This window comes from Pseudomonas sp. BMW13 (assembly GCF_013357275.1).
GTDB classification, from domain to species: Bacteria; Pseudomonadota; Gammaproteobacteria; order Pseudomonadales; family Pseudomonadaceae; genus Aquipseudomonas; species Aquipseudomonas khazarica.
Genome location: NZ_SUKD01000021.1, coordinates 15,084 through 40,429, shown reverse-complemented (window position 1 = coordinate 40,429; position 25,346 = coordinate 15,084). Strand labels below are relative to the sequence as shown.

Sequence of the window (25,346 nt, the reverse complement as noted above, 5' to 3'; positions counted from 1 at the left end):
AATGAGCACAGCGCCCCTGATTCGCACCCTGCAGGACATCGAGCAGATCGAGGCCGTCGCACTGAGCGAACGCGACCTGCCGCCGAGCACCTTCGAGCTGATCCGCCGGACGGCCAGTGCGCGACCCGATGCCCCGGCGCTGTCGTTCATTCTCCAGGGCAGTGGCGAGGAAACCCCGCTGCGCCTGAGCTACGCCGAGCTGCTGGGCAAGGTCACCCAGACCGCCAACGCCTTCCACCGCCTGGGCCTGCGCCCGGGGAAGGCCGTGTCGTTCCTCCTGCCGAACCTGCCGCAGACCCACTACACCATCTGGGGCGGCGAAGCGGCCGGGATCGTCAACGCGATCAACCCGCTGCTCGATCCCGAGCATATCGCCGAGCTGATCCACGCCTCGAACTCCGAACTGCTGGTGACCCTCGCCCCCTTCCCCGGTACCGACCTGTGGGACAAGGTGCAGGCCCTGCGCGGGCAACTGCCCGAGCTGAAGGCGATTCTCTGCGTGGACATGGCCAACCTGCTGCCCGAGCCGCAACGCAGTGCGCTCAAGGCCCAGCGCGGCGCATGGCCGGAAGGCGTGCTGGACTTCGACGAGACCATCGCCGCCTGCCCGAACGACCACCTGGAAAGCGGCCGCGTCATCGCCGCGAACGACGTCGCCAGCTACTTCCACACCGGTGGCACCACCGGCACGCCCAAGCTCGCCCCGCACAGCCATGGCAACGAAGTGGCGATGGCCTACAGCATGAACCTGGTCACCCGCTTCGGTCCGGGCGACGTGACGCTCTGCGGCCTGCCGCTGTTCCACGTCAACGGCGTGGTGGTCACCGGCCTGGCTGCCTTCATCGGCGGTGCCGAGGTGCTGCTGGCGACGCCACAGGGCTATCGCAACACCACGCTGATCGGCAATTTCTGGAAAGTCATCGAGCGTCACCGGGTCAGCTTCTTCAGTGGCGTACCGACCATCTATGCCGGGCTGCTGCAGGTGCCCAGCGAAGGCCATGACCTGTCCTCGCTGAAGTACGCGCTGTGCGGTGCGGCGCCGATGCCGGTCGAGCTGATCCGTCAGTTCGAGGCCAAGACCGGCCTGACCCTGATCGAAGGCTACGGCCTGACCGAAGGCACCTGCGGCAGCTGCGCCAACCCGCCGGCCGGAGAACGGCGCCCGGGCTCCATCGGCCTGCGCATGCCCTACTGCGAGGTGAGCATCAAGGTCCTCGACGACCAGGGCCGCTACCTGCGTGACGCCGCGCAGAACGAGATCGGCAACCTGTGCATCCGTGGCGCGACGGTGTTCAAGGGCTACCTGCAGACGAGCAAGAATGCCGGCATCTGGGTCGACGGTGACTGGTTCAACACTGGCGACCTCGGCCGCGTCGATGCCGATGGTTACATCTGGCTGACCGGCCGCAGCAAGGACCTGATCATCCGTGGCGGGCACAACATCGACCCGCAGATGATCGAGGAAGCGCTGCACAAGCACCCTGCCGTAGCCATGGCCGCAGCCGTCGGCAAACCGGACGAGAAAGCCGGCGAGCTGCCGGTGGTCTACGTGCAACTGAAACCCGGCAACCAGGCCAGCGAGGCGGAGCTGCTGGAGCACGCGGCGGCGCACATCCCCGAGCGCGCGGCCATCCCCAAGAACGCCTGGATCGTCGACGCCATCCCGTTGACCGCGGTGGGCAAGACGTTCAAGCCGGCACTGCGCTTCGACGCCATCGCCCGTGTCTACCAGAGTGACCTCGCCGCGCTGCATCCCGCCATCCGCGTCGAGGTGCTGAGCGATGACCAGGCCGGGCAGCTGGCCCATGTCCATGTGCCGAACCAGGACGAGGCGCTGGCATCGGCCATCGGCGAGCGTCTGGCCGGCTACGCCGTCGGCCACCGCATTCATTTCGCGCCGTGATCTCGAGCACACACGAACAGGCATCAGTTAACAGCTTCGCACCGAGGTACAACCATTGGTCGGTGAGGCTTTGCCCGAGCATTGCCAGGCCTGCGGCCCAAGAATAATGTCAGAGATTATTCGTGGACATGACAGGGAGCGTTGGTTTTGCCTTCCGGCGTTTTTGCCCGGTCTGGCACGACGAGATCGCGATGAAATCGGCGCACTGGCAGGCAGACCTGCAGCAAGTTCAGCAACTGCGGCTATTTCACAACGTCGCGGCCAGCAGCCTCGATCAGCTGCTGCGGGAGTTTCGTGCCTGTGAGCTGGAAGCAGGCGAAGTCCTGCTCTCCCCCTTCAATCGCAACCAACACCTCTACCTGCTGATTTCAGGCCAGTTGCGCGTCTACCTCGGCTCACTGGACAACCAGGCAGTGAGCACCCTGGAAGTGGGCGACTGCGCAGGCGAGATCAGCTTCATCGACAACGAGCACCCTTCCGCCTATGTGGTGGCCGAGCGTCCCTCGGTTGTCCTGCGCCTGCACCGTGAGTCGCTGATCGCCCTGTTCCAGCAATCGCCGCAGCTGATGCAGAACCTGCTGGAGCTGCTCTGCGAACGGGTTCGCCAGGGCAACCGGCAGATTCTCGACAGCGAGCAGAATGCCAATGTCGACACCCTCACCGGCTGCTTCAACAGGCGCTGGCTGGAGCATGTATTCGAGCGCGAGAGCACCCGCTGCGCCTTCAACGACGAGCCGATGTCGCTGCTGATGCTGGATGTCGACCACTTCAAGGCCTACAACGACCAGCATGGCCACCTCGCCGGCGACTACGCCCTGTGCCTGGTCGCCCACACCCTGCGCAACCAGCTCCGCCCCAAGGACAGCCTGATACGCTTCGGCGGCGAGGAATTCGTCATCCTGCTGCCGGAGATCGCCGATCAGGATGCCCGCACCATCGGCGAGCGACTGCGTGCCAGCCTGGAGCAGATCGACTCGTTCTACTCGCCGGTCGGCGTGCTGCCGGGCGTCACCATCTCCATCGGCCTGGCGCAGATGCAGCACAGCGACAGCCTGTCGGGACTGATTGCCCGCGCCGACGCCGCGCTGTACCAGGCCAAGCAGCAGGGGCGCAACTGCCTCTGCGGCTGAATCGCCCCCGCACACGCCCGCAGTAGAACTTCCCTGCTAGAGTGCCCGGCATAACAACACGCCTGGATGGCCACTCATGCGCAAACTCCTGCTCGCCCTGTTGCTCCTCGTTCCCCTCTGCGCCCTGGCCGTTCTCGGCCTGCCGTCGCTGCTCGACGCGAAGATGAACAGCGTCGCCAGCCCGCCGCCCTACAGCACCAGCGCCAGCGCGCAGAGACTGCACCAGGGCCTGTTCGTCGCCGACCTGCACGACGACGCCCTGCTCTGGGAGCGCGACCTGCTCAAGCGCTACGACTACGGGCACTCGGACCTGCCGCGCATGCTCGAGGGGCGTCTCGGCCTGCAGGTGTTCTCCACCGTGACCAAGACCCCGCGCGGGCTGAACATGGAGAGCAATGGCGCCGACAGCGACAACATCACCCTGCTGGCGATGGCCCAGCGCTGGCCACGGGAAACCTGGAGCAGCCTGCTGCAGCGCGCCTTGTACCAGGCGCAGAAACTGCGCGACGCCGCGGCCGGCAGCGACGGACGCCTGGTGCTGATCCGCAGCCGCGAGGACCTCGCCGGCTTCATCGCCGCCTGGCAGCAGGACCCTCGCCGCGTCGCCGGGCTGCTGGCCACCGAGGGCCTGCAACCCATCGAGGGCAAGCTGGAGAACATCGACGTGCTGTACGACGCCGGCTTTCGCATCGCCGGCCTCACGCACTTCTTCGACAACGAAGTCGGCGGCTCGGCCCATGGCCTGAACAAGGGCGGCCTGACGCCGCTGGGGCGCCAGGTGATCGCACGCCTGGAAGAAAAGGCCATGCTGGTGGACCTGGCCCACGCCTCGCGCCCGCTGATCGATGACGTGCTGGCCATGGCCACGCGCCCGGTGCTGGTGTCGCATACGGGGGTCGAAGGCACCTGCCCCGGCACCCGCAACCTCAGCGACAAGCATATCCAGGCCATTGCCGCCAAAGGCGGGGTCATCGGCATCGGCTACTGGAGCACCGCCGTGTGCGACACCTCGGTCGCGGCCATCGTCAAGGCCATCCGCTACACTGTCGACCAGGTCGGGGTCGAGCATGTCGCCCTCGGCTCGGACTTCAACGGCACCGTGCATACGCCGTTCGACGTGACCGGCCTGGCGCAGATCACCGAAGGCCTGCAGCAGGCCGGCTTCGATGACAGCGCCATCGCCGCGATCATGGGCGGCAACGTGCAGCGCCTGCTGCTGGCCAGCCTGCCGGAGCAATGAGGCGCTGACCACTCGGTCCCCTTGACAGACGCGAGCGAAGCACTTCGCCACGCTCGCGTCTTGCATTACACTGGCGAGCGTTCACTCCTTAACCAGTCGATGAGAAGCCCGTGCTCAAAGCACTCAAGAAAATGTTCGGCAAGGCCGAAGACGAGCAGCCACAAGCGTCCCCCGTAGCAGCGCCCAGCCCGGCCCGCGGCACAGACGACCAGCGCTCCCGCAAGAACAAACCCGCCCGTGCCGCCAGCAACAACGCCGGCACGCCCAGCCCGCAGCAACAACCACGCCCCGCCAAGGCCGACAAGCCCCGTCGCGAACGCCCGGCCAAGCCGGTGGACACCTGGAAACTGGAAGACTTCGTGGTCGAGCCCGCCGAAGGCAAGGTACGCTTCCATGATTTCAGGCTCGCGCCCGAGCTGATGCATGCCATCCACGACCTGGGTTTCCCCTACTGCACACCGATCCAGGCCGGCGTCCTCGGTTACACCCTCAAGGGCCAGGATGCCATCGGCCGCGCCCAGACCGGCACCGGCAAGACCGCCGCGTTCCTCATCTCGATCATCACCCAGCTGCTGCAGACCCCAGCGCCGAAAGAGCGCTACATGGGCGAGCCGCGCGCGCTGATCATCGCGCCGACCCGTGAGCTGGTGGTACAGATCGCCAAGGACGCCGCCGAGCTGACCAAGTACACCGGGCTCAACGTCATGAGCTTCGTCGGCGGCATGGACTTCGACAAGCAGCTCAAGCAGCTGGAGTCGCGCTTCTGCGACATCCTCGTGGCCACCCCGGGCCGTCTGCTGGACTTCAACCAGCGTGGCGAAGTGCACCTGGACATGGTCGAGGTGATGGTCCTCGACGAAGCCGACCGCATGCTCGACATGGGCTTCATCCCGCAGGTGCGCCAGATCATCCGCCAGACGCCGATGAAGGGTGACCGCCAGACCCTGCTGTTCTCAGCCACCTTCACCGAAGACGTGATGAACCTGGCCAAGCAGTGGACGGTCAACCCGGCCATCGTCGAGATCGAGCCGGAGAACGTCGCCAGCGACACCGTCGAGCAGCACGTCTACGCCGTCGCCTCCAGCGACAAGTACAAGCTGCTGTACAACCTGGTCACGCAGAACGCCTGGGACCGGGTGATGGTCTTCGCCAACCGCAAGGACGAAGTGCGCCGCATCGAGGAACGCCTGACCCGCGACGGCGTCAGCGCCGCGCAGATGTCCGGTGACGTGCCGCAGCACAAGCGCATCAAGGTGCTCGAAGGCTTCCGTGCCGGACACATCCGCGTACTGGTCGCCACTGACGTGGCCGGCCGCGGCATCCACGTCGACGGCATCAGCCACGTGATCAACTTCACCCTGCCGGAAGACCCGGACGACTACGTGCACCGCATCGGTCGTACCGGCCGCGCCGGCACCAGTGGCACCTCGATCAGCTTCGCCGGCGAGGACGACGCCTTCGCCCTGCCGCCCATCGAAGAACTGATCGGGCGCAAGATCCAGTGCGAGATGCCGCCGGACGAGCTGCTCAAGGCCGTGCCGCGCAAGCACTGAAGCGACGGCGAGCGAACAAAGGCGAAGCCTGTGGCTTCGCCTTTTTCATTTGACCCCATCGAACGACACGACATGCAGCACTGCGACTACCTCATCATCGGCGGCGGTATCGCCGGCGCCTCCACCGGCTACTTTCTCGCCGGCCACGGCAAGACCATCGTCCTGGAGCGCGAGGCGCAACCGGGCTACCACTCCACCGGTCGCTCGGCCGCGCTCTACACCGTGGCCTACGGCACGCCTCAGGTGCGCGCACTGACCGCCGCCAGCCGCGCCTTCTACGACGCGCCACCCGCAGGCTTCAGCGACCATCCGCTGCTCACCCCGCGTGGCGAACTGGTGGTGGACTTCAGCGGCGATGCGGCCGAGCTGCAGCGCCAGTTCGAACAGGCGCGCCAACAGGTCGCCGAGGCGCGCCTGCTCAGCGCCGAGCAGGCCTGCGCCATGGTGCCGGTGCTGCGTCGCGAACGGGTCCGGGGGGCGCTGTACGACCCCAGTGCCGCCGACATCGATACCGCCGCCCTGCACCAGGGCTACCTGCGCGGCATCCGTCAGCAGGGTGGCGAAATACACTGCGACCGCGAGGTGCTGGCGATCAGCCGCAGCGCCGAGGGCTGGCAGGTGGACTGTGCGGGGCAACGCTACAGCGCCACGCTGCTGATCAACGCCGCCGGCGCCTGGTGCGACCAGATCGCCCAGCTGGCCGGGCTGCCCGGCATCGGCCTGCAACCCAGACGACGCGCCGCCTTCACCTTCCAAGCCGGCGCGGGCATCGACTGCCAGAACTGGCCGGCGCTGGTCAGCCTGGACGAATCCTTCTACTTCAAGCCCGATGCCGGTCTGCTGCTGGGTTCACCGGCCAATGCCGACCCGGTGGCAGCCCACGACGTGCAGCCGGAAGAACTGGACATCGCCCTCGGCATCCACCAGATCGAAACCCATACCAGCCTGCAGATTCGCCGCCCGGAGCACACTTGGGCCGGCCTGCGCAGCTTCGTTGCCGACGGTGATCTGGTCGGCGGCTTCGATGCGCAGGCGGCGGGCTTCTTCTGGGTCGCCGCACAGGGCGGCTACGGCATCCAGACCAGCGCGGCCATGGGCCAGGCCTGCGCCGCGCTGATCCGCAAGCAGCCGCTGCCGGAACAGCTGATCGCCGCCGGCCTGACCGCCGCCATGCTCAGCCCGCAGCGGCTGCTCGGCTGACGCCTCATCAGGTTTCCACGCCTGGCTCGACGGGACGTTCGGCGGATGGTTCGTCGTGCGGCCTGTCGCTGCCCTCCTCCTCGGCCTCGGCTTCGGCCTTGCCCAGGGCGCGGTTGGTGGAGTCCTGCAAGGCGTCCACCTGGCGGTTGACCTCGTCCACCACCTCTCCGACCGAGCCCTCGATCAACGCCTGCGCTTCCTTCTTCGCCTCGTCGGCCAGTTTCTGCGCCGACTGCTCGGCGGCCTCGCAGCCGGCCAGGGTCAACACAATGGCGCCCAAGGCAGCGAATGCCAGGGGGCGTTTGCGGCAGCTATTCATCAGTGATTCTCCAGTTTCGGGCTGCCTCCGACCACGCCAGCGGCGTGGCCGGGGCGAGCATCAATGTTCGTGTGGCTGCGATTGGCCACGGGTCTTGTACAGCGACAGCACCACGCCACCGACCAGCAGGCCGAGGGTCACGCTGAGGGATACGGCCGCCGGGATCTTGCCGATGATGCCCACCAGGAAGATCTTCGTGCCGATGAACACCAGCACCAGGGCCAGTGCGTACTTGAGATAGGCAAAGCGGTGGATCAGCGCGGCCAGGGCGAAGTACAGGGCGCGCAGGCCGAGGATGGCGAAGATGTTCGAGGTGTAGACGATGAACGGATCCTGGGTGATGGCGAAGATCGCCGGCACGCTGTCGATGGCGAACACCAGGTCGGCACACTCGATCAGGATCAGCGCGAGGAACAGCGGCGTCACCCACAGCACGCGGCGTCCGTTGCCATCGTCCTGGCGCACGAAGAAACGCTGGCCGTGCAGGTCGTCGGTCACGCGCAGGTGCTTGCGCAGGAACCTGACCAGCAGGTTGTTCTGCAGGTCCGGTGCGTCGTCCAACCTGGAGAACAGCATCTTCACCCCGGTGAAGAACAGGAACGCACCGAACAGGTAGAGCACCCAGCTGAATTCATGGATCAGCGCCGCACCCAGGCCGATCATGATCGCGCGCAGCACCAGCACCCCCATGATTCCCCAGAACAGCACCTTGTGCTGGTACTGCCGCGGGATCGCCAGGAAGCTGAAGATCATGGCCATGAGGAACACGTTATCCATCGACAACGATTTCTCGATCAGGAAGCCGGTGAGGTAATCCATGCTGGCGTCGCCGCCCTTCTGGAAGAACACCCAGACGCCGAACAGCAGGCCGGCGCTGATGTAGCCGGCGGACAGCAACAGGCTCTCGCGCACGCCGATCTCGCGATTGTCGCGATGCAGCACGCCAAGGTCGAAGGCCAGCAGGGAGATGACGACAGCGATGAAGACCAGCCACAACCAGGTGGCCGTACCGAGGAAGTCGGCGAAGAGGAACGGTTCGAGGGCAGTCATGAGCCCCTCCTACAGTCAGATTGAACAGACTGTGATTCCGACATCGCGGTGTTAACCGCCAGAGGGGCCCGGCATCACGGGCGCCAATATATTCAGGCCGTGAACGCCGCTCAACGGGACGAGCTTTGCAAATTATTTCCTGCCAGCGGCATCCGCCTCACGCGCGGGAGACGCCCGCCAGAGCGGCCGCCAGCAGCACTCAGAACAGCCTGTACTGCCCGTCCAGCAGGCGCTCGAAGTCGCCGCCGACGAACGGCAGGATGGCATCGGCCACCGGTTTCAGCTGGCGGCTGATGTAATGCTCGTAGTCGACGGGTGACAGCAGGCGCTCCAGCGGTTGCGGCCCGCCCCTGGTGATCAGGTAGCTGATCCAGCCGCCGCGCTGGTACTGCAGCGGCCGTCCCAGGTGCTGGTTGTGCTCGTCGGCCAGACGCGCGGCGCGCACATGCGGCGGCACGTTGCGCTGGTAGTCGTCGAGGCGCCGGCGCAGGCGCTTGCGATAGACCAGCAGTTCATCCAGCTCACCGCCCAGGGTGCGCTCGACGTAGTCGCGCACGTACGCCTCGTAGGGCTCGCCGGCGAAGACCAGCCGGTACAGCTCCTGCTGGAAGCGCTGCGCCAGCGGCGACCAGTCGGTGCGCACCGTTTCCAGGCCCTTGAACACCATGCGCTCGGCGCCAGCGGCGTCGCGCACCAGGCCGGCATAGCGCTTCTTGCTGCCCTCTTCGGTGCCACGGATGGTGGGCATCAGAAAGCGCCGGTAGTGGGTCTCGAACTGCAGCTCCAGCGCACTGTCCAGCCCGTACGCGTGCTGCAGGTGCTCGCGCCACCAGGCATTCACGCGAGCCACCAGCGCGCGGCCGATGCGCGCCGCCTCGTCCTCGTCATGCGCCCGACCGAGCCAGACGAAGGTGGAGTCGGTATCGCCATAGATCACCGCGTGCCCCTCGGCCTCGATCAGCTCGCGGGTGCGTTTCATGATCTGGTGCCCGCGCAGGGTGATGGACGACGCCAGGCGCGGGTCGAAGAAGCGGCAGCCGCTGGAGCCAAGCACACCGTAGAAGGCGTTCATGATGATCTTCAGCGCCTGCGACAGCGCCGCATTGCCGTCGCGCTTGGCCGTCTCGCGCCCCTGCCACACGCGCTCGACGATGCTCGGCAGGCAGTGCTGCGTGCGCGAGAAGCGCGCGCCGCGAAAGCCTTCCACCGAATGCGCGTCGTCCGGGCGCTGCAGGCCTTCGACCAGCCCCACCGGATCGATCAGGAAGCTGCGGATGATCGACGGATACAGGCTCTTGTAATCCAGCACCAGCACCGAGTCGTAGAGCCCCGGACGCGAATCCATGACGAAACCGCCCGGGCTGTTCTCGCCGCGGATGTCGCCGAGGTTGGGCGCGACGAAGCCGAGGCGATGCATCGGCGGCAGGTACAGATGGGTGAACGCCGCGACCGAGCCACCACTGCGATCGGCGGCCAGGCCGGTGACGCTGGAGCGCTCCAGCAGGAAGGCGAGCAGTTCGGTGTGGGCGAAGATGCGCGTGACCAGCTCGCAGTCCTTGAGGTTGTAGTGCGCCAGCGCCGGCCGGTCCTCGTCGAACATGCGCTGGATATCGTCCATGCGTGCATAGGGCGTGTCGATCGCCTTGCCTTCGCCCAGCAGGGTCTGCGCCACCGCTTCCAGGCTGAACGAAGGGAAGCTCCAGGTGGCCGAGCGCAAGGCTTCGATGCCGTCGATGATCAGCCGCCCGGCCGCCTCGGCGAAGTAGTGCTGGCTGCTGTTGTGCTGACGCCAGCCGAGCACGTCGCCACCACGCCCCAGGCGCAACGGCACCTTGAGCTTCTCGGCATGCTCGCGCAGCACGCGCAGGTCGAACTGCACCAGGTTCCAGCCGATGATGGCGTCGGGGTCATGCCGCTCCAGCCAGGCATTCAGGCACTCGAGCAGCGCCTTGCGGCTGTCGCAGTAGGCGAGGTCGAAGTCGACGCCGCTGGCGTCACCGTTGGCCGGGCCGAGCATGTAGACCTGACGCTGGCCACAGCCCTCCAGGGCGATGGAGTACAGCTCGCCACGGGCGCTGGTCTCGATATCCAGCGAGACCAGGCGCAGGCGCGGGCGGTAGTCGGCAGCCGGCCTGAGCGACTTGCACAGCAGGCTGCCGTCCGCCTGTTCGACACCCTCGAAGGCGACGCTGGCGGTGATGAAGCGTTCCATCAGGTAACGCTCCGGCGGACGGATATCGGCCTCGTAGACATCCACACCGACCTGGCGCAGCTTCTTCTCCAGTTGCAGCAACTGGCGGTACTGACGGCAATACAGGCCCAGCACCGGGCGCTGGCGGAAATCACGCAGGGCCAGCTCGCGCAACTCGGCGCCCTGTTCATTACGCAGCAACGGCTCGGCCCAGGCGCGCTGCTCGAGCGGAATGAACGCCACCGACTCCTGCAACGGCAGGCGCACCTGTAGCGGGCCGGCATCGGTGGCCAGCCAGAAGGCCACCTCGGTGCCTTGCGGCGTATCGCGCCAATGGCGGCTGAGCACGAAGCCTTGTCGGGGTTGGGTCATCGGGAATGGGCTGCGGATTCAAACTCGGTGCTTACGTGCTACGTGTGGGAGGGGCTTGAGCCGCGACCGTCGCCGCTAAAGCGCCTCCCACAGGGGGTGCACTTCAAATGGCCGGCCATTCTACGCCAGCGGTTACAATGGCGCCTTTTTCAGGAGGGACGCGATGAGCGACACCCTGCCCTACGGCACTCTCGACGCGTCCTACCAGGCTGCCGGCGGTATCGATGGCCTGCGCCGGCTGGTCGACGACTTCTACCGGTTGATGGACGAACGTCCCGAGGCCGCTGCCCTGCGCGCCCTGCATCCGGCCGACCTGAGCGCGTCGCGGGACAAGCTGGCGTGCTTTCTCAGCGGCTGGCTGGGCGGGCCGCGCCTGTTCGCCGAGAAATACGGCAGCATCAGCATTCCGGCCTTCCATTCGCAGTGGCCGATCGACCAGGCCCTGGCCGAGAGCTGGCTGAGCTGCATGGCCGGCGCCATCGCCCTGCAGGGCTATGCGCCGGCATTCGCCGACTACCTGCTGAGGCAACTGCGCGTGCCTGCCGAACGCTCGGTGCAGGCCAGTCAGAATCGTCACCGCAAGGAAACCCCGACATGAGCAACGAACTGATCATCGAAGACCTGCAACCCGGCGACGGCAAGGCCGTGGTCAAGGGTGCCCTGATCACCACCCAGTACCGTGGCTGGCTGGCCGACGGCAGCGAGTTCGACTCGTCCTTCTCGCGCGGCAAGCCGTTCCAGTGCGTGATCGGCACCGGGCGGGTGATCAAGGGCTGGGACCAGGGCCTGATGGGCATGCAGGTCGGTGGCAAGCGCAAGCTGCAGGTGCCGGCGCACCTGGGTTACGGCGAACGCAGCGTCGGCTCGATTCCTGCCAACGCCGACCTGACCTTCGAAATCGAACTGCTGGAAGTGCTGACCCGCGATGACTGACGCGCCCCTCGCCACCCTGCGCCAGCACCTGTTGCAGGCGCTGCACAACCCGCCCGGCGACGAGACCCGGCGGCTGTTCCATGGCCGTGGCCGTTGCTGGCCGGGGTTGGAGCAGATCACCGTCGACTGGCTGTCGGGCATCGTCCTGGTCATGCTGTTCCGCGAGCCGGATGCCGCCCTGCGCCCGTTGCTGCTGGAACTGCTGGACACGCCAGAGTGGCAGGCCAGCGGCGCCCGTGGCCTGCTGCTGCAGCATCGCTACGTGCACGGCAGCGAGAGTGAATGGCTGGCCGGCGAGGAGCAGGCGCAGTGGACGATCCGCGAGGACGGCCTGCGCTACCTGCTCGACCTGGGCAGCAAACAGAACAGCGGCCTGTTCCTCGACATGCGCCTGGGCCGCCAGTGGGTGCGCCAGCAGGCGGCCGGCAAGCGAGTGCTCAACCTGTTCGCCTACACCTGCGGCTTCTCCGTGGCAGCCATTGCCGGCGGTGCGACGCGGGTGGTCAACCTGGACATGGCGCGCGCCGCCCTGACCCGTGGACGCGACAATCACCGCCTCAACCAGCACGACCTGAGCCAGGTGGAGTTTCTCGGCCACGAGTTGTTCAAGTCCTGGGGCAAGGTGCGCAAGAGCGGGCCTTACGACCTGATCATCATCGACCCACCGAGCTTCCAGAAAGGCAGCTTCGCCCTCACCCAGGACTACGCCCGCATCCTCCGACGCCTGCCGGAGCTGCTCGGCGAACGGGGTACGGTACTGGCCTGCGTCAATGACCCGGACACCGGCCCGGACTTCCTCATCGCCGGCATGGCCGCCGAGGCGCCACAGCTGCGTTTCGTCGAGCGCCTGGACAACCCGCCGGAGTTTCCCGACATCTCGCCGGAAAGCGGCCTGAAGGCACTGGTGTTCGAGCGGTAGCCAGGTGCAACCCGGCGCCCTGCCCCCGGAAGCATCCGGGCTACGCCGAGCATCGGCCCCGACTTAGCAGCCTGCTAGCGAATGCCCAGGCGCTTGGCCAGGCGGCTGAGGTTGGCTCGATCCACCCCCAGCTCACGCGCCGCATCGGCCCACTTGCCGTGATGACGCGCCAGGCACTGTTCGATCAGCTGGCGCTGGAAGGCGTCCACCGCCGTGCGCAGCTCCAGGCCTGCCGGCACCGGCTCTGCACTGGCCAGCGTCGCCTCCACGGCGCTGTTCGCCGCCCCCGTCGGCAGGTCCAGGTCCTGCACCTCCAGGCTGAGAATGCGCGGTCGCTCGTCATGCCGTGCCAGCGCCTTGATCGCGGCGCGGCCCACCAGATGCTCCAGCTCGCGCACGTTGCCCGGCCAGTCATGCGCCAGCAGCGCCTTCTGCGCCTCGGCCGCCAGGCGCAGGCTGCGCAAGCCGAGACGCGCGCGATTCTCTTCGAGGAAATACCCCGCCAGCAGCAGCACGTCACGGCCGCGCTCACGCAGCGGCGGCACAGGCAGCGGGTAGACACTCAGGCGGTGGTACAGATCGGCGCGGAAACGCCCGGCGCGTACCTCGGCGGCGAGGTCACGGTTGGTGGCGGCGATCACCCGCACGTCGACACGATGCTCGCGGTCCGAGCCGACCCGCTGCAGCTGCCCGCTCTGCAACACGCGCAGCAGCTTGGCCTGCACCGCCAGTGGCAGCTCGCCGACCTCGTCGAGGAACAGGCTGCCGCCGTCGGCCAGCTCGAACTTGCCGCTGCGCTCGTTCACCGCGCCGGAGAAGGCGCCACGCACGTGGCCGAACAACTCGCTTTCCACCAGCGAATCGGGCAGCGCTGCGCAGTTGAGGCTGACCAGCGGCCGCCGCGCACGCGGTGACGCCGCATGAATGGCCTCGGCCACCAGCTCCTTGCCGACGCCGGTTTCGCCGGTGATCAACACGGTGAGCGGGCTGTCGCCCACCAGGCGAATCTCATCCTGCAACTTGCGCAACGCCGCGCTCTGCCCCACCAGCTCGCGCGGTTGCTGGCGTGCCTGCTTGTACAGTTCAGTGAGCTGGCGCTCGGTCTCGACGCGCTGGGCCAGGCCGCTGATGCGCTCGCTGGCCTTGACCGTGGCGGCCGCCAGGCTGGCGAACGCATCCAGGCTGTCCAGGTCGACGCGCGCGAAACTCGACGGGTCGAGCGCGTCCAGCGTCAGCAGGCCCCACAGCTGGTCATCCAGGTACAGCGGACAGCCCAGGCAGTCGTGCACCTCCAGGTGACCGTGCAGGCCGTCGACCAGCCCATCGTAGGGGTCGGGCAAGCCACAGTCGGCGGCGAAACGGGTCGGGCCACGATGTTCCACCAGTGCCGCCAGGCGGGGATGCTCACTGATCCTGAAACGCCGCCCCAGGGTATCGGCACTCAGCCCCTCCACCGCCACCGGCAACAGCAGTTCGCCATCGAACTTGAGCAGCGCCACTGCATCGCAGGGGAACAGCCGGCGCAATGCGGCCAGCAAGCGCCGGTAGCGCTCGCCATCGTCCAGTTCGCGGGACAGGTCGGCGACCAGGGGGATCAGCGTTTCGAGCAAGGGATTAGTGGTCATATCGACTACCAGAAGTCTTTATGACACAAGAAGAGTTGCTGTCATAAATACCGCAAAACATATAAGCCATTGATTTTAAACAACAAAATAAATGGCACGCTTAATGGAATGAATAGAGCGCTAACGCTAGCACGTCGGCAATGGCCAGACGAGCCACCCCGGCGCCTTTATTTGCCTTGCGGAGACCCTCCCCATGCTCACCACCACCCAACGCGACCTGATCAAAGCCACCGTCCCGCTTCTGGAAAGCGGCGGCGAAGCGCTGACCACTCACTTCTACCGGATGATGCTCAGCGAGTTTCCGCAGGTGCGCCCGCTGTTCAATCAGGCCCACCAGGCCAGCGGCGATCAGCCCCGCGCCCTGGCCAACGGCGTGCTCATGTACGCCCGTCACATCGACCGCCTCGAGACCCTGGGACCGCTGGTCAAGCAGGTGGTGAACAAGCACGTCGCCCTGCAGATCCTGCCGGAGCACTACCCTATCGTCGGTGGCTGCCTGCTGCGCGCCATCCGCGAAGTGCTGGGCGCCGAAGTCGCCACCGATGCGGTGATCGACGCCTGGGCCGTGGCCTACCAGCAACTGGCCGACATCTTCATCGGCGCCGAGGAACAGCTGTACCAGCAGAACGCCGCAGCCCCCGGCGGCTGGCGTGGCGCGCGCCGCTTCCGGGTGGCTCGCAAGGTCGGCGAGAGCGACGAGATCACCTCCTTCCACCTGGTACCGGTCGATGGCGGGCCCCTGCTCGACTACCTGCCGGGCCAGTACATCGGCATGCGCCTGCTGCTGGACGGCGAGGAGGTCCGCCGCAACTATTCGCTGTCGGCTCTGGCCAACGGCCGCGAGTACCGCATCAGCGTCAAGCGCGAAGTGGGCGGGCGCGTCTCCAACCACCTGCACGACAACGTCCGGGAAGGCGATGAGCTGGACCTGTTCCCACCTGCCGGCGACTTCTCCCTGAGCGAGTCGGACAAACCGCTGGCACTGATCACTGCAGGCGTGGGCATCACGCCGGCGCTGGCGATGCTCGACGCGGCGCGCCACTCCGGGCGGCCCATCCATTTCATCCACTGCGCACGCAATGCGGACGTGCACGCCTTCCGCGACTGGGTCGACGCCCAGGTCGCCGAGCACCCGCAGATCCGCCACTACGTCTGCTACAGCGAGCCAGGCGCCGCTGACCAGGCCGATGCCACCGGCTACCTCAGCCAGGAGCTGCTCGAGCAGTGGCTGCCCCCCGAACGCGACCTGGACGCCTACTTCCTCGGCCCCAAACCCTTCATGGCCCAGGTCAGGCGCCATCTGCAGGCACTGGGCGTCCCGGATGAACAGAGCCGCTACGAGTTCTTCGGCCCGGCTTCGGCACTGGACAGCTGATCGATCAGGAGGTGAATCATGTACCCGCTCAATCTTCCACCCGTACAGATCCTGCTGCTGTCCACCCGCCTGCTCTGGGCCGGCCTGCTGCTTCTGATCCTGGGCCTGGTCGCGGCCTACGGCCTGGACAAGCAGCTGAACCTGGCCGCGCTGGTACTGGCACACAGCCTGACGCTGATCGGCCCGAGCGTGCTGAAGATCGGCTACGTGCTGCGCCTGATCGCCCAGGCGCGGCTGGCAGAAGGAGCGGGTACGCATGCAATTGCTTGATCGCAAACAGGCGCTGGCGGTGCTGCCGCTCTGGCGCCTGGGCTTTCGCGCCTTCTTCCTCGCCGGTGCCGTCTTCGCCCTGCTCGCCATCGCCCTCTGGGCCCTGGCCTTGCAGGGTGCGGTGAGCCTCGTGGCGGTGCCCGGCGGCATGCTGGCCTGGCACCGCCACGAGATGCCGTTCGGCTTCGCCCTGGCGATCATCGCCGGCTTCCTGCTCACGGCCGTACAGAACTGGACGGGGCGCCCCGGTCTCAGCGGGCGGCCACTGATCGCCCTGTTCGGGCTGTGGCTGGCAGCACGCCTGGCCTGGTTCGTGCCCGTGCCGCCGGCTGTCCTGATCGGCCTGCAACTGGCCTTCGTCGGCCTGTTCATCGTGCAGATGGCGCGCCAGCTGATCAGCGCCAGGCAGCGCAACAACTACCCGATCCTGCTGGTGCTGGCCCTGCTCGCCCTGTGCCAGTCACTGACCCTCGCCGGCCTGGCGCAGGGCGACGACGACCTGCAACGTCGCGGGGCACTGGCCGCCCTGTGGCTGATCGCTGTGCTGCTGAGCCTGATCGGCGGGCGGGTGATCCCCTTCTTCACCCTGCGCGGCCTGGGTCGCAGCGAAGCCTTCGCCCCCCATCCCTGGCAGGACCGCGCGCTGCTGCTCGGCGGCGTGCTGGCCGCTGCGCTGAATGCCAGCGGATACGGCCTGCAGGCGCAGCCCTGGCTGACCACGCTGTTCGTCGGTCTGGCCACGCTGCACGGCCTGCGCCTGTGGCGCTGGTACCTGCCCGGCATCTGGCGCGTGCCCTTGCTCTGGTCGCTGCACCTGGCCTATGCCTGGCTGCTGCTAGCCGCCCTCGGCATGGCAGCCTGGCACCTGGGCTGGCTGCCTCAGGCCAGCCTGGCCAGCCACGCACTGGCAGTGGGGGCGATGGGTGGGTTGATCCTGGCGATGATGGCGCGGATCAGCCTCGGGCATACCGGGCGTCCGCTGCAGCCTCCCAGGGCCATGGCCTGGGCCTTCGCCCTGCTCAACCTGGGTGCACTGCTCCGGGTCGCGGCCGGCGGCGACTGGCTGTGGCTGGCGGCGCTGTGCTGGGGGATGGCGTTCGCCCTGTTCAGCCTGAACTACGCGCCCATGCTGTGCCGGGCGCGGCTGGACGGGCATCCCGGCTGAACGGCAACGCCGAAACGTCTCACTCGACCAGGGTGCAGGCCATCACCAGGGCGTCTTCACGACCACCCACGGCCGGGTAGTAGTCGCGGCGCCGCCCCACTTCGTTGAAGCCGAAACGCTCGTACAGGCGGTAGGCCCCCTGGTTGCTGGCGCGCACTTCGAGGAAACACTCGCGCCCGCCCAGCTCGTGGGCCTCCTTCATCAGGTGCTCGAGCAGGCACAGGCCAAGGCCACGGCCCTGGCTTTCGGGCTTGACGGTGATGTTGAGCAGGTGCGCTTCATCGAGGATCAGGTTGATCACGCCATGACCGACCTGCTGCCCGCCTTCGAACATCAGCCAGCAGTTGTAGGACTTCAGTGCGTCGCTGAAGATGCCGCGCGTCCACGGGTGGCTGAAGGCGGCGTACTCCACTTTCAGCACGGCATCGAGATCCGCCTCGGTCATCGGGCGGAAGGAAATCGCATCGCTCATGGGGCGTCACTCGGGCGCAAAGGTGGGATTCTCAGGAACGAGCAGGTGCCAGCCAGCGCTGCCGGACACGCCGCATGGCCTGCCACAGTTCGCGCTTGCGCGTGGGCTCTTCCATCAGCAGCTCCAGGCCCGGCAACGCCCAGCAGGCGCCAAGGCCATCGATCTGCAACTCGCGGTTGTAGCTGTGCTCGTCAGCTTCACCGGCGAAGCGAATGGCCGGCAGGCCGACCAGCCAGAGGCAGGTGCTTGGCTGCTCCTCCAGGCGTGCAGCGACGAAGCTCTGCACGAACTCCAGCGCCGCCTGCGGGCCCTGGTCCATGTTGCCGCGCACCAGCAGCGGCCAGCGCACCGGCTCGCCCAGCAGCTGCGGGCTGTCCGGCAGGCCGGCGGCACGCAGCAGGTCCTTGAGCAGAATGTAGGCCGGGTCACGGCTCTGGAAGGGCTCGCCAGTGGGCAGCTCCACCAGCAGCGCGCAGTCGCCGGCACGCAGCAGCTGCAGGGCGAAGCGCGGCGGCGGGACGTTGACCCGCGCCGGCTTCTCCTCGAGCGCCTCCGGCGCGGCGACGGGCGTCTCGACAGCCGCCTGACGCGGCTGAGCAGCTGGTCGTGGAATCTCGATCCTGGGGCGCTCGGCAGGCGCCTCGCGTACCGCTTCGACGGCCGCCAGCGGCGCCTCGGCCTGCGCCGGCTGTGGTTCTTCAGCGGGCGGCGGCGCGAGCAGTTCCTGACGCGACGGCGCGGCGAAAGGCAGCTCGGTACGCGGCAGCCAGGTGGCCACCTGCATGGCATCGAGGTAGGCGCGACGGCGCAGCTCGGTGTTCAAACCAGCGGTATCCAGTGCAGTCAGTTGAAAGAGGTGGGATTGTCGCGTGAATCGACGCCTGCGGATAGTCCCTGAGCACCCCGCGTCAGTTGCTGCAGCAGCGTGACGAAGGCCTGCGCCGGCGGACTCAGGTAGCAGGGCTTGCGCTGCAGCAGGCCGATGCTGCGCACGGGCGCCTCGGCCAGAACGTGCACGGCGAGGCTGCCATCGCCGTTGAAGGTATCGGCGACACTCGCCGGCAGCAGCGCATAGCCCAGCCCGGAGCGTGCCAGCGCTGCGGCGCTGCTCATGTAGGCCACCTCCCACGCCGGCTCGCGCAGCAGGCCCATGCGCTGCAACGTGGCATCGGCCATGCCGCGCAGGCTGGTGTCACGGGTGGTGGCGATATAGTCCTGCTCGCGCAGCGCAGACAGCAGGGCCTTGCCGTGCAGGCGAGCCGAACCACGTACCAGCAGCACCAGGCTGTCGTCGTACAGCGGCCGGAAATCCAGCGCCCCGAGATCGTCCGCCGCCGAGGTGATGGCGAAATCCACCTCGGCGGCGCTCACCCACTGGCGGATCTCTCCGGCACGGCCATCGCACAGGCTGATGTCGATGCCGGGATAGCGCCGTCGGTACTCCTGCAGCACCCGTGGCAACGGCTCGATCGCCACCGACGGCAACACGGCGATGCGCAGCGAGCCACTCTCGAGATGCAACTGCTCGCGGGCATCGTGCACGGCGTTGTCCATGTCGCGCAGCAGGCGCCGCGCCTGCTCGAGAAAACGCAGGCCGGCATCGGTCAGCTCCACGCTGCGCGTGTTGCGCGCCAGCAGCGACAGGCCGAGGGCGTCCTCGAGCTTGCGCAGGCTGTAGCTCAACGCGGGTTGCGACAGGTGAATCTGTTCGGCGGCGCGGCTGAAACTGCGCTGTTCGGCGATCAGGACGAACGCCTGAAGCTGACGGAAGCTGATATCCATGACGAGGCAACTTATAAAACATGCTTATTAATTCATATCACATTTCGAATTCACAACTAAATCGCCACAGGTCAACCTTGCCCCAGACCTGACCGTTAAATGGATCGACAATGACCACAACAGTCCATATCGGGTGCGGGGCGGGCTTCGCCAACGACCGTCCCGATGCCGCGCTGGCCCTGGCCAACGACCTCGCCGCTCGCGATGGTCGGCGCTTTCTGTTCTTCGAGCTGCTGGCCGAACGCACCCTGGCCGAATCCCAGCTGCGCCGCCTCAACGACGCCCAGAGCGGCTACGCCCTGCGCCTGTTCGACTTCCTCGAGCCGGTGCTGGAGACCTGCCTGGACGCCGGCATCCCCATCATCACCAACGGCGGCGCCGCCAACCCGGTTGCCGCAGCCCGCCGCCTGCGCCAGCGCCTGGACACCACGCGCCACGCAGCGGCACGCATCGCCTGCGTACTGGGTGACGACCTGCTGGATGCCGGCATCGAGCTGCAACGCTGGCTGCCCGCGTCGCTCGATGGCGAGGTGGTCTCGGTCAACGTCTACAGCGGGGCCGATGGCATCACCGAGGCACTGGACCAGGGGGCCGACATCGTGCTCTGCGGTCGTGTCGCCGACCCCAGCCTGGCGGTCGGCCCGCTGCGTCATGCCTTCGGCTGGGCGGCCGATGACTGGCAACGCATCGCCCAGGCCACGGCGGTCGGCCATCTACTCGAATGCTGCACTCAGGTCAGCGGCGGCTACTTCGCCCATCCGGGCGTGAAGGACGTGCCGGACCTGGCCAACGTCGGCTGCCCCATCGCCACGGTCGCGGCCGATGGCCGCGTGGTCATCGGCAAGGCGGCCGGTACCGGCGGCTGCGTCACCGAGCGCACGGTCAAGGAACAGTTGCTCTACGAAGTGCATGATCCGGCCGCCTACCTGACGCCGGACGTGGTCATGGACCTGAGCCAGGTGCGCGTGCGCCAGGTCGCCATCGACCAGGTCGAGGTGAGCGGCGTGCAGGGCAAACCACGCCCCACGCAGCTCAAGGGGCTGATCGGCCTGCGCGGCAAGTGGTTCGCCGAGGCGGAGATTTCCTACGCCGGCCCAGGCGCGGCAGCCCGCGCCGCACTGGCACGCGACATCCTGCTGCAACGCTGCGCCAGGCTGGCCCCTCGGCTCACGCCATGGATCGATGTCATCGGTGTTGCCAGCCTGTTCAACGATGCCGCCGGCCAGTGGCTGCAGCAGCGCCTGGCACAGGCATCCGACTGCCAGGACGCGCGCCTGCGCATCAGCTTCCTGGATCACGACAAGGCGCTGCTGGAGCGCCTGCTGCTCGATGCCGAATCGCTCTACACCAACGGCCCTGCCGGCGGTGGCGGGGTACGCCGGCATATCGGCGAATCGCTCGCTACGGCCAGCTTCCTTATCGAACGCACAGCGGTGCAACAACGACTGGAGTGGTTCTGATGATCGACGTCCTGCTGTGCGACTACGCCCATGCCCGCGCGGGCGACAAGGGCAACACCCTCAGCGTGGCGGTATTCGCCTTCGCCGCCGAGCACTACGCCTGGCTGGAGCGCGAGCTGACCTGCGAGCGCGTGGCGGCCTGCCTGGGCCATCGCGCCATCGGCGCGGTGACACGCTACGCGCTGCCCAACCTGGGCGGCTTCAACTTCGTCGTGGAGAACGCCCTGGAAGGTGGCGTCAATGCCAGTCCCGGCCTGGACCGTCACGGCAAGAGCCTGAGTTACGCCCTGCTCGGCCTGAGGCTGCCGCCTCCCGACTGAGCGCGCACTCTCACCCTGTCTCCAACAATAACAACACCGGAGAGATCATCATGATCACCGCCCTGGGCTTCGGCCTGATGTTCCTCATCGTCACCCTGATTCTGCTGCGCCGCATCAGCCCGCTGGTGGCCTTCGTCACCCTGCCGGTGATCGCCTGCGCCATGGCCGGTTTCACCCCGAGCGAGATCGGCAAGTTCGCCACCGACGGGCTCAAGGCCGTGGCGCCCACAGCCACCCTGTTCATCTTCGCCATCCTCTACTTCGGGGTCATGCGCGAGCGTGGCCTGTTCGCCCCGCTGGTCAACTTCCTGCTGCGCAGCACGGGCGGCAAGCCGCTGGCCGTGGCACTCGTCACCGTCGCGGTGACGGCAGTGACCCACCTCGATGGCATCGGCGCCGCCACCTTCCTGCTGGTGATTCCCGCCTTGCTGCCGCTGTACCTGCGCCTGGGCATGCCGCGCGAAATGCTCCTGTGCCTGGTCGTGCTCAGCGCCGGGGTGATGAACATGGTGCCCTGGGGCGGCACCACTGCACGCGCCTCGGCGGTGACCGGCATCGACGCCTCGCAACTGTGGATCGCGCTGATTCCGGTACAAGCGGTGGGTCTGGCCCTGGTATTGGCGCTGGCGGCGTTTCTCGGCCTGCGAGCCCAACGCAGCATTAGCGGCGATAGCCGGGTGGCCGGCGGGCCGCTGCCGGAGACCGCGCAACAGCCCGACGACAGCCGCCAGCTGAGTCTCGGCCACTGGCGCTACTGGGCCAACCTGGCGCTGACCCTGATCATCCTCGCCTGCCTGTTCACCGGCGCCTTCCCGCTGTTCGCCTGCTTCATGGTCGGCCTCGGTGTCGCGCTACTGCTCAACTACCCGAGCCTGGCAGAGCAGAACCAGGCCGTGCTGCGTCACGCCAGCGACGCCATGCAGATGGCCCTGGTGATGCTCGCGGCCGGCATTCTGCTCGGCGTGCTGGCCGGCGCCGGGATGTCCGACGGCATGGCGCACTGGATGATCAACATCCTGCCCGACGGCTCGGCGAACTGGCTGCACCTGATCATCGGCGCCTTCGGCGTACCGCTGGGCATGCTGTTCTCCCCGGACGCCTACTACTTCGCCCTGCTGCCAGTGATCCGCGACGTCGCCGTGGCGGCCGGGGTCGACCCGGCGGCGGTGGCCAAGGCCCTGCTGATCGGCGAGAACACCGGCTTCGGCATCAGCCCGGTGGTGCCCAGCGTGTACCTGGCCATCGGCCTGGCGGGGGTCGAACTGTACCGGCACATTCGCTACACCCTGCTGTGGGCCTGGGGAATCAGCCTAGTGATGCTGGCCGCCGCCGTGCTGCTGGGCGTGGTCACGCTCTGAGCCTGGCCTGAAACGAAAAAGGATCGCCGAGGCGATCCTTTTTTCATGCTGGGGACGGGCTCAGATGGCCTGGTCCCACGGACGATCGCCGTGCTCGTCCTTGATGCGGGTGGGCAGGCCCATCACATCCAGGAGCTTGAGGAACGGCTCGGCCGGCAGCTCTTCGACGTTGACCATGCGCGACACGTCCCACTCGCCACGCGCCACCAGCAGGGCGGCGGCAACCGGCGGTACACCGGCGGTGTAGGAAATGCCCTGGCTGTCGGTCTCGACGTAGGCTTCCTTGTGGTCGGCCACGTTGTAGATGAACAGCTCGCGCGGCTGGCCATCCTTGGTGCCCTTGACCAGGTCGCCGATGCAGGTCTTGCCGCTGTAGCCCGGCGCCAGCGAAGACGGATCCGGCAGCACGGCCTTGACCACCTTCAGCGGTACCACTTCAAGACCTTCGGCAGTCTTGACCGGTTGCTCGGAGAGCAGGCCGAGGTTCTTCAGCACGGTGAAGACGTTGATGTAGTGGTCGCCGAAGCTCATCCAGAAGCGGACGTTCGGCACGTCGAGGTGCTTGGACAGCGAGTGCACCTCGTCATGGCCGGTCAGGTACAGGTTCTGCACGCCAACCACCGGCAGATCGTCGGTGCGTTTGACTTCGAACATGCTGTTGCTGGTCCATTGGCTGTTCTGCCAGCTGTAGACCGTGCCAGTGAATTCGCGGAAATTGATTTCCGGGTCGAAATTGGTGGCGAAGTACTTGCCGTGCGAGCCGGCGTTGACGTCGAGGATGTCGATCGACTCGATCTTGTCGAAGTACTGCTGTTGCGCCAGTGCGGCATAGGAATTGACCACGCCCGGGTCGAAGCCGACACCGAGGATGGCGGTCACGCCCTTGTCCTGGCATTCGGCCAGGTGCTTCCACTCGTAGTTGCCATACCACGGCGGGGTTTCACAGATCTTGCTCGGGTCTTCGTGGATCGCGGTGTCCAGATAGGCCACGCCGGTATCGATACAGGCGCGCAGCACGGACATGTTGAGGAAGGCTGAGCCCACGTTGATGACGATCTGCGACTCGGTTTCACGAATCAGCGCCTTGGTCGCTTCCACGTCCAGGGCGTTCAGTGCATAGGCCTTGATCTCGCCGGGCTGCTTGAGGCTGCCCTTGGCCTGTACGCTGTCGATGATGGCCTGGCATTTGGAGATGTTCCGTGACGCGATGGCAATACGACCCAGCTCGTCGTTATGCTGCGCGCACTTGTGGGCCACCACCTTGGCGACACCTCCTGCACCAATGATAAGAACGTTCTTCTTCAATTGTTTCACCTCCTGAGTACTGCGTTTCTAGATAGGTACTGCGTTGCAAGGGAAGTGCGGGCCGTTGGGTGGACGACGCTTCAGCGTCCACCTCACCGCCGCACCGGGGTGGACGAGCAAAGTCTCATCCACCCCAGGGGATATCACGACAGGCTGGACAGGTAGTCGTCGAACTCGAACTGGCGAGCCACCTCGACGCTACCGTCGAGTTGTTTCACCACGATGGACGGCATTTTCAGGCCGTTGAACCAGTTCTTCTTGACCATGGTGTAACCGGCGGCGTCGATGAACGACAGGCGATCACCGATCTGCAGCGGCTTGTCGAACTGGTATTCGCCGAAGATGTCGCCAGCCAGGCAGGACTTGCCGCACACCATGTAGGTGTGTTCGCCATCGTTGGGCGCCATCTTGGCGTTGAGGCGGTAGATCAGCAGATCGAGCATGTGCGCCTCGATGGAACTGTCGACCACTGCGAGGTTCTTGCCGTTGTACAGCGTGTCGAGCACGGTCACTTCCAGCGAGGCGCTGAGGGTGATCGCCGCTTCGCCCGGCTCCAGGTAGACCTGCACGCCGTACTTCTCGGAGAAGGCCTTCAGTCGCGCACAGAAGGTATCGATCGGGTAGCCCTCGCCGGTGAAGTGGATGCCGCCACCGAGGCTGACCCACTCCACCTGCGCGAGCAGATGACCGAAGCGCTCCTCGATGGTGCCCAGCATCTTGTCGAACAGCTCGAAACTGCCGTTCTCGCAGTTGTTGTGGAACATGAAACCGGAAATCTGCCCCATGACCGTCTCGATCTTGGCCGGGTCCCACTCGCCCAGGCGGCTGAACGGACGCGCCGGGTCGGCCAGCAGATAGTCGGAGCTGCTCACCTGCGGATTGACGCGCAGGCCACGGATGCTGCCCGAGGTCCGCTCGGCGAAACGCTCCAGCTGGCCAATGGAGTTGAAGATGATCTTGTCGCAGTTGGCGACCATCTCTTCGATCTCGTCGTCGGCCCAGGCGACGCTGTAGGCATGGGTCTCGCCCGCGAACTTCTGCCGCCCCAGTTTCAGCTCGTACAGCGAGGACGACGTGGTGCCGTCCATGTACTGCTGCATCAGGTCGAAGACCGACCAGGTGGCGAAGCATTTCAGCGCCAGCAGCGCCTTGGCACCGGAGTTTTCGCGCACGTAGGCGATCTTCTCCAGGTTGACCAGCAGCTTCTGTTTGTCGATGAGGTAGTACGGCGTCTGGATCATCTCGTCGCCCCAGCAAGGTCAGCCAGTGAGGGACATTCTGCCCCCCGGAAAAAAGTGGACGCGAATTGTGCCGATAACCGGCGCATATCGAAAGGGCATTGGAGATTTTTTGTACAACCGGTGATGACCGGAAGCTGGCCCGCCTGGACGAGCACGCTAGGAC

23 protein-coding genes are annotated in these 25,346 nt (G+C 66.6%); 14 read left to right on the top strand and 9 right to left on the bottom strand.

What is annotated here, in order from left to right; genetic code table 11:
• The first annotated feature begins 1 nt into the window (after position 1).
• The 5 genes from E4487_RS16590 to E4487_RS16570 all read left to right on the top strand — a co-directional run bounded on the left by E4487_RS16590 (position 2) and on the right by E4487_RS16570 (position 7,026).
• Positions 2 to 1,903 carry an acyl-CoA synthetase gene (locus E4487_RS16590; RefSeq protein WP_175253884.1) on the top strand — a complete coding sequence of 634 codons (1,902 nt, stop codon included), beginning with the start codon at positions 2 to 4 and terminating at the stop codon, positions 1,901 to 1,903.
• Positions 1,904 to 2,094: 191 nt separating this feature from the next.
• Positions 2,095 to 3,033 (top strand): GGDEF domain-containing protein, encoded by a 939-nt coding sequence (locus E4487_RS16585; protein WP_037055992.1) that lies wholly within the window; start codon positions 2,095 to 2,097, stop codon positions 3,031 to 3,033.
• A gap of 76 nt (positions 3,034 to 3,109) precedes the next feature.
• Entirely contained in the window at positions 3,110 to 4,273 is a 1,164-nt protein-coding gene (locus tag E4487_RS16580; protein ID WP_175253883.1) for a dipeptidase, read from the top strand.
• Between the two features lie 110 nt (positions 4,274 to 4,383).
• Entirely contained in the window at positions 4,384 to 5,826 is a 1,443-nt protein-coding gene (gene rhlB, locus E4487_RS16575) for an ATP-dependent RNA helicase RhlB (protein WP_175253882.1), read from the top strand.
• A gap of 72 nt (positions 5,827 to 5,898) precedes the next feature.
• Positions 5,899 to 7,026 (top strand): FAD-binding oxidoreductase, encoded by a 1,128-nt coding sequence (locus tag E4487_RS16570; RefSeq protein ID WP_175253881.1) that lies wholly within the window; start codon positions 5,899 to 5,901, stop codon positions 7,024 to 7,026.
• A 7-nt stretch (positions 7,027 to 7,033) separates the two neighbouring features.
• Here the strand turns inward: E4487_RS16570 and E4487_RS16565 are convergent, their stop codons facing one another.
• The 3 genes from E4487_RS16565 to E4487_RS16555 form a co-directional block, all read right to left on the bottom strand.
• The gene (locus E4487_RS16565; RefSeq protein WP_175253880.1) at positions 7,034 to 7,345 is read right to left on the bottom strand and encodes a hypothetical protein; all 312 of its coding nucleotides are present in this window, start codon (positions 7,343 to 7,345) and stop codon (positions 7,034 to 7,036) included.
• A 60-nt stretch (positions 7,346 to 7,405) separates the two neighbouring features.
• Positions 7,406 to 8,395 carry a TerC family protein gene (locus E4487_RS16560; protein WP_175253879.1) on the bottom strand — a complete coding sequence of 330 codons (990 nt, stop codon included), beginning with the start codon at positions 8,393 to 8,395 and terminating at the stop codon, positions 7,406 to 7,408.
• Between the two features lie 199 nt (positions 8,396 to 8,594).
• Positions 8,595 to 10,958: a DNA polymerase II gene (locus tag E4487_RS16555; protein ID WP_175253878.1), complete on the bottom strand. Its 2,364-nt coding sequence runs from the start codon at positions 10,956 to 10,958 to the stop codon at positions 8,595 to 8,597.
• Between the two features lie 163 nt (positions 10,959 to 11,121).
• On the opposite strand from E4487_RS16555, the gene E4487_RS16550 reads away from it, so the two are divergent.
• The 3 genes from E4487_RS16550 to E4487_RS16540 are packed head-to-tail and all read left to right on the top strand — an operon-like array spanning position 11,122 to position 12,810.
• On the top strand, positions 11,122 to 11,556 hold the full coding sequence (locus tag E4487_RS16550; RefSeq protein ID WP_134678224.1) for a group II truncated hemoglobin: 435 nt from the start codon (positions 11,122 to 11,124) through the stop codon (positions 11,554 to 11,556).
• Positions 11,553 to 11,891: an FKBP-type peptidyl-prolyl cis-trans isomerase gene (locus E4487_RS16545; protein WP_037055976.1), complete on the top strand. Its 339-nt coding sequence runs from the start codon at positions 11,553 to 11,555 to the stop codon at positions 11,889 to 11,891. The genes E4487_RS16550 and E4487_RS16545 overlap by 4 nt, the downstream gene beginning before the upstream one ends.
• Entirely contained in the window at positions 11,884 to 12,810 is a 927-nt protein-coding gene (locus E4487_RS16540) for a class I SAM-dependent methyltransferase (RefSeq protein ID WP_175253877.1), read from the top strand. Before E4487_RS16545 ends, E4487_RS16540 begins: the two co-directional genes overlap by 8 nt.
• Before the next feature lie 74 nt (positions 12,811 to 12,884).
• Here the strand turns inward: E4487_RS16540 and norR are convergent, their stop codons facing one another.
• Positions 12,885 to 14,435, bottom strand: a complete 1,551-nt coding sequence (gene norR, locus E4487_RS16535) for a nitric oxide reductase transcriptional regulator NorR (RefSeq protein ID WP_152489486.1) — start codon at positions 14,433 to 14,435, stop codon at positions 12,885 to 12,887.
• Between the two features lie 193 nt (positions 14,436 to 14,628).
• Between norR and hmpA the strand changes: the two genes are divergently transcribed.
• The 3 genes from hmpA to E4487_RS16520 are packed head-to-tail and all read left to right on the top strand — an operon-like array spanning position 14,629 to position 17,245.
• Positions 14,629 to 15,810 (top strand): NO-inducible flavohemoprotein, encoded by a 1,182-nt coding sequence (gene hmpA / locus E4487_RS16530; RefSeq protein WP_175253876.1) that lies wholly within the window; start codon positions 14,629 to 14,631, stop codon positions 15,808 to 15,810.
• A gap of 18 nt (positions 15,811 to 15,828) precedes the next feature.
• Positions 15,829 to 16,080, top strand: a complete 252-nt coding sequence (locus E4487_RS16525; protein WP_175253875.1) for a transmembrane sensor/regulator PpyR — start codon at positions 15,829 to 15,831, stop codon at positions 16,078 to 16,080.
• Positions 16,067 to 17,245: an NnrS family protein gene (locus tag E4487_RS16520; RefSeq protein WP_175253874.1), complete on the top strand. Its 1,179-nt coding sequence runs from the start codon at positions 16,067 to 16,069 to the stop codon at positions 17,243 to 17,245. Before E4487_RS16525 ends, E4487_RS16520 begins: the two co-directional genes overlap by 14 nt.
• Positions 17,246 to 17,264: 19 nt before the next feature.
• Here E4487_RS16520 and rimI read toward each other — a convergent pair whose 3' ends face one another.
• Genes rimI through E4487_RS16505 form a run of 3 tightly spaced genes read right to left on the bottom strand, consistent with a single transcriptional unit; the run spans position 17,265 to position 19,499 of the window.
• Positions 17,265 to 17,717, bottom strand: a complete 453-nt coding sequence (gene rimI, locus E4487_RS16515) for a ribosomal protein S18-alanine N-acetyltransferase (RefSeq protein WP_037055967.1) — start codon at positions 17,715 to 17,717, stop codon at positions 17,265 to 17,267.
• Between the two features lie 31 nt (positions 17,718 to 17,748).
• Positions 17,749 to 18,540, bottom strand: coding sequence for an energy transducer TonB (locus E4487_RS16510; RefSeq protein WP_175253873.1), 792 nt, complete (start codon positions 18,538 to 18,540; stop codon positions 17,749 to 17,751).
• A gap of 20 nt (positions 18,541 to 18,560) precedes the next feature.
• Entirely contained in the window at positions 18,561 to 19,499 is a 939-nt protein-coding gene (locus E4487_RS16505) for a LysR family transcriptional regulator (protein WP_134678216.1), read from the bottom strand.
• A 110-nt stretch (positions 19,500 to 19,609) separates the two neighbouring features.
• On the opposite strand from E4487_RS16505, the gene E4487_RS16500 reads away from it, so the two are divergent.
• Genes E4487_RS16500 through E4487_RS16490 form a run of 3 tightly spaced genes read left to right on the top strand, consistent with a single transcriptional unit; the run spans position 19,610 to position 22,637 of the window.
• Positions 19,610 to 20,959 carry an acyclic terpene utilization AtuA family protein gene (locus tag E4487_RS16500; protein ID WP_134678215.1) on the top strand — a complete coding sequence of 450 codons (1,350 nt, stop codon included), beginning with the start codon at positions 19,610 to 19,612 and terminating at the stop codon, positions 20,957 to 20,959.
• A complete protein-coding gene (locus E4487_RS16495; RefSeq protein ID WP_175253872.1) occupies positions 20,959 to 21,279 on the top strand; it encodes a hypothetical protein in 321 nt (106 codons plus the stop codon). The genes E4487_RS16500 and E4487_RS16495 overlap by 1 nt, the downstream gene beginning before the upstream one ends.
• A gap of 50 nt (positions 21,280 to 21,329) precedes the next feature.
• Positions 21,330 to 22,637, top strand: coding sequence for a CitMHS family transporter (locus tag E4487_RS16490; RefSeq protein ID WP_037055962.1), 1,308 nt, complete (start codon positions 21,330 to 21,332; stop codon positions 22,635 to 22,637).
• A gap of 60 nt (positions 22,638 to 22,697) precedes the next feature.
• Here the strand turns inward: E4487_RS16490 and E4487_RS16485 are convergent, their stop codons facing one another.
• Together E4487_RS16485 and E4487_RS16480 are read right to left on the bottom strand one after the other, a co-directional pair.
• A complete protein-coding gene (locus E4487_RS16485) occupies positions 22,698 to 23,942 on the bottom strand; it encodes a saccharopine dehydrogenase family protein (RefSeq protein WP_037055960.1) in 1,245 nt (414 codons plus the stop codon).
• 143 nt (positions 23,943 to 24,085) lie between these two features.
• On the bottom strand, positions 24,086 to 25,183 hold the full coding sequence (locus tag E4487_RS16480) for a carboxynorspermidine decarboxylase (RefSeq protein WP_175253871.1): 1,098 nt from the start codon (positions 25,181 to 25,183) through the stop codon (positions 24,086 to 24,088).
• Between the last annotated feature and the right edge of the window lie 163 nt (positions 25,184 to 25,346).